Here is an 11,693-nt window from a genome sequence, read left to right as displayed (position 1 = left end):
CAAAAAACACCTTCCAACTGAAAGGTGGTCCGGTTGCACTACTAGCTCCGTCGAATCCAAGTGCCCAGATACAGATTCGAAATCATCGCTTACCATGTGTTTAATAATAATGGAAAATGTCCGGGATTTCTGTGTTGTTCTACACCAAATTTCGAAAATTTTTATAAATTTTTTTTGGAAACGCTTAATGACCAAGTTAGCAGGGGAGGGGCGGTACCAAAGTCCGTAAACCGCACGGGAAGCGATAAAAAAGCGGTGTTCACGGTGGCTTTCATGACGATGAAAAGATGTAGAAAGATGTAGAAATTTGTAGTTGACAATTTGTAAGCGAATACAATAAAATGATGACAAGAAAACTTTGTTAGTCATCTTAACTAACTTAATCGGAGAGGGGGGACAGCATATTGATTGGCAGAGGCCAAACGGGAAACGCCAAGCTGGTGAAGCACATTAACCGCGAAGGCATTCTTCATCAATTGAGAGAAAACCCCCGGGTATCGAGAGCCGATTTGGCGAAATTAACGGAGCTCAGCCGTCCGTGCGTATCGGCCTTGGTGGACGAAATGATCGTGGAAGGCTTGATCAGCGAAGTCGGATTCGGAGAATCGAAGGGCGGAAGAAAGCCCATCCTTCTGGAATATAACTTTCAAGCTTACGGCGTCATCGGCGCGGTATTCGAAGGCAGTACCCTGCAGCTGGCCATCGCCAATCTGAAGGGGGAACTGCTGGTTCAGCGCACGACGTGCCTGCCGCATCCGATGAACGGAGAGACAGCCATTCAGAGCATCGAGCAAGGGCTTGCGGCGCTGCTGAATGAAAGCGGATTCGATAAAGAAAGGCTGCTTGGCATGGGGCTCGGCTTGCCGGGGATTACCCAGCGAAGCGAAGGTACGGTCAGCTACGCCCCCAGTACGGGGTGGATGGGGCTGCCCGTGCAGAAGGAGATCGAAGCGGCCTTGGGGCTGCCTGTGGTCATTGAGAACGACGTTAACTTGATGACGCTCGGCGAATTTCACAAGGGCATCGGCGTCGGGCATTCTAATCTCGTGTATATGTATGCGGGAACAGGGATTGGCGCCGGCATTATGATCGACGGGCAATTATACCGCGGAGCCAAAGAGGCGAGCGGTGAGATCGGTTATATGGTAATCGGTCCGGTCGGGAACCAGACCAAGGGAGAATACGGCGTATTCGAGCGCAACTATTCCGTACGGGCCATTCGCGAGAAGGCCAAAGCCGTCCTCCCTTCGATGGACGAGGAATCGAGCATCGTCAAGCAAATCGCCGATCAAGCGAAAAGCGGGGGCGAAGCGGCGCAGACGCTTCTCGACGACATCTGCCGGCACTGGACCTACGGCATCGCCAATTTAACGAGCGTGATGGACCCGGCGCTTCTGATCCTCAGCGGAGAAATGCTGCATATCGGGGACGAAGGGGTTCATAAAATACAACAATGGTTAACCGACTGGGTTCCTTCCGTTCCCCGAATCGAGATGGCCTCGCTCGGCGATCAGGCGGGACTTATCGGGGCCATTCATTGCGCGCTGGAGGCTTTTCCGTCCACTTCCAAGCTGCAGCGGTAAGCGGGCTTTATCGCTACCGATGCCGTTTGGCTCAAGTGAAGACGCTTACATTTTGTATAAAGTACAGGAGGTCAAAACATGACAAAGAAAAAAGCAACGACTTGGTTAACGGGGGCCGTGCTCAGCATGGCGATGCTGACGGTTACGGCCTGCGGAGGAAGCGCTTCCGACGGCTCTCAGAAGCCGGGAGACAAGTCATCCGACGCCTCGAAGCCTGGCGAGAAGCAGAAGCTGGTCATTTATACGGCCAGGGACAAAAACGTCGTCGAAGAAATTATCCCGAAATTCAAAGAGCAAAACCCGGGGATGGACGTCGAGGTTCTTACGATGGGGGCGCAGCAGGTGCTGGAGCGCGTACGCGGGGAGAAGGCAAACCCGCAGGCCGATTTCTGGTGGGGCGGCACGCAATCGGCGCTGATGACAGCGGCGAACGAAGGGCTGCTCGAAAGCGTCAAACCGAGCTTCGCCGACAAAATCCCGGCGATGTACAAAGACAGCCAAGACCGCTGGTACGGCGAAATGCTGCTGCCGGAAGTCATTATGTACAACTCGAAAGCGCTGAAAAAAGAAGACGCTCCCAAAGATTGGGACGACCTGCTTGATGCCAAGTATAAGGGCAAAATCATCATTCGCGGCGTGCTCGCTTCCGGAACGATGAGAACGATTTATTCTTCCTTGATTTACCGTCAAGATGCGAACGATCCGAAGAAAGGATACGACTGGCTGAAAAAGCTTGACGCCAACACGAAGGAATACGCCCAAGATCCGACCAACCTGTACCTGAAGCTGGCGCGCGAGGAAGGTACGCTGTCGCTGTGGAACCTGCAGGATATTATGATCCAGAAGGAGCTGCAAAAGCAGCCGTTCGACTTCATTTACCCTGCGAGCGGAGCGCCGATTCTGGTTGACGGCGTCGGAGTGGTCAAGGGCGCGAAAAACATGGAAGCGGCGAAGAAATTTTACGAGTTCCTCTTCGATTCGAAGCTGCGTGTCGAGCTGGCGGAGAAGCTGTACCAAATTCCGACGCGTACGGACATCAACAAAGATACGCTTCCGGCATGGCTGAAAGGGCTGGAGCTGAAACCGCTGAATATCGATTGGGCCGTCATGGCGCAAAAAGAGAAAGAATGGATGCAGCATTGGGATGAGAACATCAAAGGGAAAGGTTCCAAATAATGCATTCGGGCGGAGGAGCTCCTCCGCCTGATCATTTTACCAAAGGAGGAAACCTGCTTGATAGAGGTCATACTGGATCACGTAAGCAAACAATTCGGAAACGTCAAGGGAGTTACAGATGTCAATATTCGGATTCAACCGGGGGAGTTCTTCACCTTTCTCGGGCCGAGCGGCTGCGGCAAAACAACGACGCTGCGGATGATCGCAGGGTTTTACTATCCGAGCGAAGGCCGTATCGTATTCGGCGATCAAGATGTTACGAACCTTCCCCCCAACAAAAGAAACACGGGAATGGTGTTCCAAAACTATGCTTTGTTTCCGCACATGACGGTGTTTGAGAATATCGCATTCGGTCTGCAAGTAAGAAAGGTCCCGAAATCCGAAATCGTTCAGCGCGTCGAACGCGCACAGAAGCAGGTTCACTTGGAAGGCTACGGGAACCGCCGTATCGATCAATTGTCCGGCGGCCAGCAGCAGCGGGTTGCTTTGGCTCGCGCGCTGGTCATCGAGCCGCAAATTTTGCTCTTGGATGAGCCGTTATCGAACCTCGATGCGAAGCTCAGAGAAGAAACGAGAATCGAAATCAAGAGACTTCAGCTGGAGCTGGGAATTACGACGATCTACGTCACGCACGATCAAGCCGAGGCGATGGCAATGTCCGACCGGATTATGGTCATGCAGGGCGGAGTCGTCCAGCAGATCGGAAGTCCAGAAGAAATATATAACCGCCCGGTCAACCGGTTTGTCGCTTCCTTTATCGGAGAGTCCAATCTGTGGGAAGGAACCGTGGAACGAGTCGAGGGCGGCGAAGCGGTCGTACGTTTCGCTCCGGGCCTCAGCCTGAGAGGCTTGACCGCCAACGCTGCACCGGACTGCAAGCTGGAAGCGGGCAAGACCGTGACGATGTCCATCCGTCCGGAAGCGGTCCGCGAAGCGCTGCAAGGGGAGCAGCAGGACAATGTGGTCAAAGGAAACGTGGTCATCTCCGAATTTACGGGAGTCAGCGTGAACTATGTATCGCAAGTGGCGGGCCAGCAATTGAAAGCGATGTTCGTTAATCAAGGGCACAGGGTGCGCGGACGCGGGGAAGAGATTTCCCTGGTCATTCCAAAAGAAAGCATCTATTTCTTGGGATAGCGAGGGGATGAATCTATGAGATCTAAACCGGGAACAAGTTCATCCAAGCTGGGCTCCTTCACGCACTCGCCTTATTTCGTCTACGTCTTGGTAGCGCCATTGTTTTTGGTGCTCCTGGCTTATGTCGTGTATCCGTTGTTCCAGACGTTCGTGCAAAGTATCCGGGTAGAGGATCAGATGTCGCTGAAAAACTATGCCAAGTTTTTCAGCCTGGAGCATACGTCCAACCTGGAGGCGCTCTGGACCAGCATTTATATTTCCGTCTTAAGCGTCATCACCTGCGCGATCGTCGGCGTCGCCATGGCGTTCCTGCTGGAGCGCTACGAGTTCCCTGGCCGGAAAATTTTGGCCGTTCTCGTGCTCGTGCCGATGGCTTTGCCGCCCCTTGTCGGCGTGCTGTCGTTTACGTTCTTGTACGGCGAAAGCGGCATTATCCCAAGAGCGCTTAAAGCGCTGCTTCATCTGGACCAGGTGCCGTTTTCCTTGAAGGGCATTTGGGGTGTGCTCGTGGTGCATACGTTCACGATGTACACTTACTTTTACATGACAGCCTCCTCGGCGATCCGCGGTCTCGATCCGTCGCTGGAAGAGGCGGCGGCGAGTCTCGGCGCGGGACGGCTCTATATATGGCGGCGCGTCATTCTGCCGATGCTGACGCCGGCGCTGGTCGCTTCTTCGCTGCTCGTCTTCATGATCGCGATGGCGTCCTATACGGCTCCGCTGATCTTCGGGATCGAACGGACGATGACGATGCAGATTTATTTGTCCCGGACGAACGGCAATCTGGATATGGCTGCGGCGCAGTCCACGATCCTGTCCGTCGTGTCCATTCTGTTCCTGCTCGTGATGCGCTGGTATCAAGGGTTGCGCAATTACCAGAACATGAGCAAAGGCGTCAGCGTGCACCGCACGGAAGTGAAGAGCGCCGCAGGCAAGTATATCGCGATGATCCTGTCGATTATCGGCGTTATCATCCTGCTGCTGCCGATTCTCGTGCTGGTCTTGATCTCGTTCTCGACGGACGGCACTTGGACGACGCAGATTCTTCCTCCGGAATATACGGCGAAGCACTATGTGAAGCTGTTTACGGACAGCAAAACGTGGCGGCCGATTGCGAACAGCTTCCAGATGAGCTTCGTGGCGACGATCGGCAATATCATCTTCGGCGTGGCGGCTGCCTATGCGATGGTCCGCTTGAAGTTCAAAGGCAAAACGCTGCTGGACGTGCTGATCATGCTGCCGTGGGCGTTGCCGGGAACGGTCGTCGCGGTCAACCTGATCGCCGCCTTCAGCGAGCCGACCGTATTCAGCTTCAATCAAGTGCTGATCGGCAGCTTCTGGATTTTGCCTTTGGCGTATTTTGTCCGCCATTTGCCGCTTGTGTTCCGCTCTACGTCGGCGACGCTGGTGCAGATGGACGCCTCGGTCGAGGAGGCTGCGCGCAACTTGGGTGCCTCCTGGTGGTACAGCTTCAGGCGGGTCGTCTTTCCGATGGCGCTGAGCGGGATACTGGCGGGCACGCTGCTCGCGTTCGTGCAGGGCATCGGGGAATTCGTTTCCTCCATTCTGCTCTTCACCGCGAAAAGCACGCCGCTTTCCGTGGAGATTTTCCAGCGGATGTACTCGTTTGAATTCGGTACGGCGTGCGCATACGGCGTGCTGCAAATTACGTTGATCATCATCGTGCTGTTCGTTTCGCGCAAAATGACGGGCGACAGCACAGCCGTGTAAATGACGGTCATCTCGTGGGAACACCTAGGAGTTCATCATCCACGTTATGATATACAGCGGGAAAATGGCCATTTCCGGCTGAGGAACATTCCACCATCAGAGGAGGAGTTAGATGATCAAGGGTAAGTCGACCTCAAAGTTTTGTTCCATTGTCATGAGCGCTGTACTGGCGGGTGGCATGTTGCTGCCTGCTCAAGCTCAGCCCGCGTATGCGGACCGGGGCGTAGTCGATCTGTGGAAATCGATTAAACCGCTGACCACGATTGCCAGCGCGATGAACACAGGGGCTCACCCGGACGATGAACACAGCGCGACCTTGGCGTATCTTTCCTTGGGGAGAGGGGTTAACACCTCCAGCGTGATCGCTGTCCGGGGAGAAGGGGGACAGAACGAAATCGGGAGCGAGCTGGGGCAAGCCCTCGGCATCATTCGGACTCGGGAGCTGCAGGAAGCGTCCAAAATCACCAATGTAACGTTGGGCATGCTGGGCGAGCAGCTGGACGATCCGATTTACGATTTCGGCTTTTCCAAGAGCGTAGAGGAAACGCTGGAGAAATGGGGCGACTCGGTCGCTTACGAACGATTGATCCGCAAAATTCGCGAGCTGCGTCCGGATGTGATCATTCCTTCGTTTTTGAATGAAGCCTCCACGCACGGGCATCACAGAACGATCAACGTCCTTACCGTTCGGGCGTTCAAAGATGCCGCGAATCCGGAGATTTTCCCTGAACATCTGAAACAAGGGCTTCAGCCTTGGCAGATCAAGAAGCTGTATCTGCCAGCCAGTTCCAAGGATTACACCGTGAACGCGCCGATCGGGGATTACAACGAAATCTATGGGGCGTCTTATCTCCAGCTCGGGGAAGAATCCCGCTTCATGCACAAGAGCCAGGGCATGGGGAAAGTATATGACGAAGGTCCCGTACAAGGCGATTTGTTCAGCAATTACTACAAGCTGGATCTGAGCACGGTGAAATCGGCGGACAAGGAAAAAGACTTCTTCGACGGCATCGCCTTCACCTTCGAGGATCTGGCAAAAGAAATCGACGCGAAGGGCAAAGACAACAAGATCGTCAAGCATCTGCGCGATCTGCAGAAGGATGCGGACGAAGTCGTTGCCGCTTACCCGAGCTTTGCCAAGGTGCTGAAGGAAGTCCATGAAATGAAAGCGGACGTCCAGACGGCGCTGGCCGATGTCAAAGCATCCGGCCTGGAGGCAGCCACCAAGGAGGATCTGCTCCACCGTCTTTATGTCAAAGAAGAGCAGTTGAATAAAGCGAGCATGGAATCGGCGTCCGTCGTGGCGAAGGTCAAGCCGGCTACAAACGAGCTGGTTGCCGGTCAGACGACGAAGGTCACCGTGTCGGCCTTCAACGGCGGTTCCGTGAAATTGAACAAAATCAACCTGAGCCTGAACGTACCCGCCGGTTGGACGGCGAAGCCGGCCGGAGCGACCAGCTTCGAGCAATTAGGCTACAACGAGACGGCATCGGCGACCTTCGAGGTAACGATTCCGGCGGACGCACCGCTGTTCAAGCCTTACGATCCTTCGGTATTCAACGCGAAGGTCGAATACCAGGCGTACGATACGGCAACGACGCTGAAGGTCACGCCGCAGAACGCCGTAGCCGTGCTGCCTCCGTATTCGATGTCGCTCAGCCCGAGCGCAACGATTCTGAATACGCTCAAATCGCAAGAGCCGATTCCGGTGAAGGTCACCGTGCGCAACTATACGCCGGGCGCTTCCAAAGCGACGGTGTCGCTGAACGTGCCGGAAGGCTGGACGGCGGACCCGGCAGCCGAAGAGCTGAGCTTTGCCACGAAAGGCGAAACGAAGTCCGTCGCGTTCACAGTCAAGGCCGCTTCGAATGTCGCGCCGGGTAAATTCACCGTGACGGCCGTCGCGAAGAACGGCGACGTGCAGAGCACGCAGGGCGCGCAGGTCATCGAGTATCCGCATATCGGCAAGACGTACATGGTGCAGCCGGCCGAGCTCAAAATCCAGGCCTTCGACCTGAAGGTTCCGGAGAAATTGAAGGTAGGCTACGTCTCCAGCGGCTTCGACAACATCGATCAATACTTGCGTCAAGTGGGCGTCGATGTCGTGAAGCTGGAAGCGAAGGATATCCAATATGGGGATCTTTCCCAATATGACACGATCGTGCTGGGCATTCGCGCTTACGCGTTCCGTCCGGAATTGATTCCGAGCAACCAGCGCTTGCTGAGCTACGTTCAGAATGGCGGCAATCTCGTCGTCCAATATCATAAGCCGGAAGACAAATGGTCGCCGGAGCTTGCTCCGTACCCGATCAAAATCGGCGCTCCGCTCATCCAGTGGCGCGTAACGGACGAGAATTCCAAAGTCACGATGCTGGCTCCGGATCATCCGATGTTCAATTCGCCGAACAAGATTACGGACCAGGATTGGAACAACTGGATTCAAGACCGCTCCGCCTACAATCCGTCGGAATGGGGCAAGGAGTATACGACGCTCATCTCGAACGGGGACCCGGGCGAGAAGGAGTTTACCGGCACATTCCTCACGGCGCATTACGGCAAAGGGGTATATACTTACAGCTCGTTAGTGTGGTACCGCGAGATTCCGGCTTTGGTTCCGGGCTCGATCCGCATGTTTGTGAATATGATTAGTCAAAAGCAATAATCGCACGTTATTGTCGTCGCGCAACATTACAGCAGTGGGCGGGGACCCTTCAGGGTCCTCCCCCATACGATGAAGAAGCGGAGGTTTAAGGAGCATATGAATGTAATCGGAGTTCACGGGCGGGAAATCGGTCAAGTGACGCAGCGGGCGCAATTTGCTGTCGTCCCTCTGGGTTCGGTGGAATACCACGGTCCGCATTCCCCACTCGGGACCGATACGATCTTGGCGGACGGCTTCGCCGAACGGGTCGATGCCTCGCTGCATCCTTTGATCTATCCGACGGTACCGTACTCGGCCTGCCCGGGCAAAACGCAGCATTATCCCGGAACGATATCCGTCCGGCCCTCGATTTTTATCGACTATCTCACCGATGTGGTCGAAGGGATCTGCCGGTTCGGCATCCGCAATATCGTGCTGCTGAACGCTCATGACGCCAATATGGGCCCGTCCCGGACTGTCGCTGAGGCGGTGACCGGCAGCTACCCCGACGCCAGCTTTCTGCTGATCAACTGGTGGCAAATGGCGACCGTCGATTTTACGCAGCGGTTGGGGCTGTTCCAAGGGATGGCGGGAAGAGGGCACGGCGGTCCGTATGAGATGTCGGCCGTGAAGGCGTTTCGCCCGGAAATGGTGATCGTGCAGGAATCGGACTTGGAATTAGATTCATGTCCTCCTTTATCTCCTTTGCCTTACGTATTGGTGGAAGGAACCCCCCAAGGCTGGGACGGCTATACGGGCCGCATCCGGCAGTGCTCCTTGGAGGCGGGACAGAGTATCGTAGAAGAAGCAAGCCGCAATATGAACTTGCTCATTAAAGAATGGCTGGATATGAGAACAGGAAACAATGGGGAGGCCAAGTGACGCTATGGGATATCGCGAACAATGGATGGAGACCGAAGGAACGACGTTTCCCGGCAAAACGTATACGGAGGTTGTGCTGGAGCCGGCTTTTAACGAAGCCAAGACTCATTTGCTGGGCCCGATGATGGCCATCAACAAGGCTCATTTGATCATGCTGGAGAAACAAAAGCTGGTGACGACGGACGAAGCGAAGCAGATCGCCAAAGCGATCCGCTCGATCGACCCGGAGGAGCTCCGCCAAGCGAGCTACACGGGGCAGTTCGAGGATTTGTTCTTCCAGGTTGAGCATCAAATGCTGGAGCATGCGGGCGATATCGCCGGCAATTTGCATCTGGCACGGAGCCGCAACGACATGGGCATTTCCATCTACCGGATGGTGCTGCGGGAGAAGCTGATCGTGACGCTGACCTCCGCGCTGAAGCTCAATGAGCAGCTGCTGCTGTTCGCCAGAGACCACGCCGATACGCTGATGATCGGCTACACGCATACGCAGCAGGCTCAGCCGACGACGCTCGCGCATTATTTTATGGCGGTCGTCGATTCGCTGAACCGGGATATCCGCCGGATCATGGCATCTTATGCAAACTGCAACCGGAGCAGCATGGGGGCGGCGGCGCTGACGACGTCAGGCTTTGCGATCAGCCGGGAGCACATGATGGAGCTGCTTGCCTTCGACGAGCTGATCGACAATTCGTACGACGCGATCGGCGGGGCCGATTACTTGGGCGAAGTGGCGACGGCCGTGCAATTGGCGGCGATCAACCTGGGCCGGGTCGTGCAAGACATGCTGCTGTGGTGCACGCAGGAGTTCGGTGCGCTGAAGGTAGCGGCTCCGTACGTGCAGATCAGCTCGATCATGCCGCAGAAGCGCAATCCCGTCTCGTTCGAGCACATGCGCGCCTTGCTGTCGAGCTGCGTAGGCAATACGAACACGGTGCTGTCGATGATTCACAATACGCCGTTCGGCGACATTGTGGACACCGAGGACGATATGCAGCCTTATGCCTGGAGAAGCCTAGATATTATGGATAAAATGTACCGGTTGTTCGCCGCCGTCGTCGGTACGATGGAAGTGAACAAAGAGGCGCTGCGCGAACGGACGAAGGGAAGCTTCGCCACGGTGACCGAGCTGGCGGACACGCTGGTGCGGACGGACGGCTTGTCGTTCAGAAAAGCCCATCATATCGTCAGCGACGTCGTTAAGCTGTCTTTGGCGCAAGGCTTGGCGGCCAACGAAATTACGCTGTCCATCGTCAACGAAAGCGCGCGCCGCCACATCGGGCGGGATACGTCGCTTACCGAAGAAACGCTTCGTCAGGCGCTCGATCCCGTGCATTTTGTGGAAATCCGCTCGCTGCCGGGAGGACCGAGTCCGAAGGAAATCAACCGCATGGTCGACCTCCGGATGTATCAGCATCAAGCGCATCTGAATTGGCTGGGACAAGCGGAGGGCAAAATCCAGCGGGCGATGGAGCATCTGGACCAAGTCATGACGGAGTGGAGTGGTTCCTGATGGCAGAACGCAGCATCCCTCTGCTGGCGATTGACGGCGGAGGGACGAAATGCCTTGTCATCTTCATGGACCGGCAGGGCAACGTACTCGGGCAAGGAAAGGGCGGCTCGTCCAATTATCAGGGCATCGGGAAAGACGGTGCGATACGAGAACTGGTGTTCGGAATCGAGGAAGCGATTGCGGATTTGAGTCAAAAGGACGATAGCGCTCTGCCGCAGGAGGAAATCGAGGTGGAGTGCGCCGTATTTGCCCTTGCGGGGCTGGATACGGAATATGACCGGCGCGTGATTACCGGGCTGGTGCAGGAGGTGCTGGAGCAGCTGCCGATTCGAGTCCAACATCTGATCGTGGAAAACGACGGCTATGCCGCATTGCTCGGCGCCACCGGCGGCCAGCCGGGGATTCTGGCCATTGCCGGCACAGGCTCCATCATCTTCGGGATCAACGAGCAGGGACAGACGGCCAGAGCCGGAGGCTGGGGCCACCGCGTCGGAGATGAAGGCAGCGGCTATTGGATCGGCAAGCAGGCGGTTATGGCAATTCTCAAAGCCTATGACGGCAGGGAGGAGGGCACCCGGCTCGGCGACTGGGTGCTGCCGCATCTAGGCATGGACCAGGAAGAGGACTTGTTCAACTGGATGTACGGCCCGGACTACTCGGTCGAGAAATTGAGCGAGCTGTCCCGTGTGGTCGGCCAGGCGGCTTCGGCAGGGGATCGGGAAGCGCAGCGGATTCTTGAGGCGGCCGCCCACGAGCTGTTCATCGGCGTCGCTGCGGTCGTCCGGCGCTTGTCGTTCCTAGACAAACCGTTTACAATGATACTACAGGGCGGCGTGCTGCAGAACGAAGGGCACGTCAGGGAGCTGCTGATGAACAAGATCAAAGCGTACGCTCCGCAGGTTCAACTGGACGAGGCCCGGAAGGAGCCGATTTACGGCGTAACGGCCATGGGACTCTCCTATTTGCAAACGAAGACGTCTACAGAGGCGTCAGAGTGTTGAGAAAGTGGGCTTTTGCAAAAATAGAGATG

The 11,693-nt window shown here is 55.8% G+C and carries 8 protein-coding genes and 1 riboswitch; all 8 genes read left to right on the top strand.

Annotated features, from left to right (window positions below):
• Positions 1–20 precede the first annotated feature (20 nt).
• A riboswitch (cyclic di-GMP riboswitch) is annotated at positions 21–102 on the bottom strand.
• A 302-nt stretch (positions 103–404) separates the two neighbouring features.
• The 8 genes from QMG93_RS18440 (at position 405) to QMG93_RS18405 (ending at position 11,664) form a co-directional block, all read left to right on the top strand.
• On the top strand, positions 405–1,583 hold the full coding sequence (locus QMG93_RS18440) for an ROK family transcriptional regulator (RefSeq protein ID WP_281938958.1): 1,179 nt from the start codon (positions 405–407) through the stop codon (positions 1,581–1,583).
• Positions 1,584–1,661: 78 nt separating this feature from the next.
• Positions 1,662–2,759 carry an extracellular solute-binding protein gene (locus tag QMG93_RS18435; RefSeq protein ID WP_281938956.1) on the top strand — a complete coding sequence of 366 codons (1,098 nt, stop codon included), beginning with the start codon at positions 1,662–1,664 and terminating at the stop codon, positions 2,757–2,759.
• Between the two features lie 57 nt (positions 2,760–2,816).
• Positions 2,817–3,896 (top strand): ABC transporter ATP-binding protein, encoded by a 1,080-nt coding sequence (locus QMG93_RS18430; protein WP_281938954.1) that lies wholly within the window; start codon positions 2,817–2,819, stop codon positions 3,894–3,896.
• Between the two features lie 15 nt (positions 3,897–3,911).
• Positions 3,912–5,627, top strand: coding sequence for an ABC transporter permease (locus QMG93_RS18425; protein ID WP_010498458.1), 1,716 nt, complete (start codon positions 3,912–3,914; stop codon positions 5,625–5,627).
• A gap of 112 nt (positions 5,628–5,739) precedes the next feature.
• On the top strand, positions 5,740–8,289 hold the full coding sequence (locus QMG93_RS18420) for an NEW3 domain-containing protein (RefSeq protein WP_281938950.1): 2,550 nt from the start codon (positions 5,740–5,742) through the stop codon (positions 8,287–8,289).
• Positions 8,290–8,385: 96 nt separating this feature from the next.
• Positions 8,386–9,150: a creatininase family protein gene (locus QMG93_RS18415; RefSeq protein WP_281938948.1), complete on the top strand. Its 765-nt coding sequence runs from the start codon at positions 8,386–8,388 to the stop codon at positions 9,148–9,150.
• Between the two features lie 4 nt (positions 9,151–9,154).
• The gene (gene argH / locus QMG93_RS18410; protein WP_281938945.1) at positions 9,155–10,663 is read left to right on the top strand and encodes an argininosuccinate lyase; all 1,509 of its coding nucleotides are present in this window, start codon (positions 9,155–9,157) and stop codon (positions 10,661–10,663) included.
• Positions 10,663–11,664 carry an N-acetylglucosamine kinase gene (locus tag QMG93_RS18405; RefSeq protein ID WP_281938943.1) on the top strand — a complete coding sequence of 334 codons (1,002 nt, stop codon included), beginning with the start codon at positions 10,663–10,665 and terminating at the stop codon, positions 11,662–11,664. The genes argH and QMG93_RS18405 overlap by 1 nt, the downstream gene beginning before the upstream one ends.
• Positions 11,665–11,693 lie beyond the last annotated feature (29 nt).

This window comes from Paenibacillus tyrphae (assembly GCF_027925525.1).
GTDB lineage: Bacteria > Bacillota > Bacilli > Paenibacillales > NBRC-103111 > Paenibacillus_G > Paenibacillus_G tyrfis_B.
The sequence above is the reverse complement of the archived record's forward strand: the minus strand, read 5'-3'. Positions and strand labels throughout refer to the sequence as shown.

Bases quoted from the DNA above. Each gene is read 5' to 3' on its own strand.
- QMG93_RS18425 (WP_010498458.1), top strand. From the start codon at position 3,912: ATGAGATCTAAACCGGGAACAAGTTCATCCAAGCTGGGCTCCTTCACG.
- argH (WP_281938945.1), top strand. From the start codon at position 9,155: ATGGGATATCGCGAACAATGGATGGAGACCGAAGGAACGACGTTTCCC.
- QMG93_RS18435 (WP_281938956.1), top strand. From the start codon at position 1,662: ATGACAAAGAAAAAAGCAACGACTTGGTTAACGGGGGCCGTGCTCAGC.
- QMG93_RS18420 (WP_281938950.1), top strand. From the start codon at position 5,740: ATGATCAAGGGTAAGTCGACCTCAAAGTTTTGTTCCATTGTCATGAGC.
- QMG93_RS18405 (WP_281938943.1), top strand. From the start codon at position 10,663: ATGGCAGAACGCAGCATCCCTCTGCTGGCGATTGACGGCGGAGGGACG.
- QMG93_RS18415 (WP_281938948.1), top strand. From the start codon at position 8,386: ATGAATGTAATCGGAGTTCACGGGCGGGAAATCGGTCAAGTGACGCAG.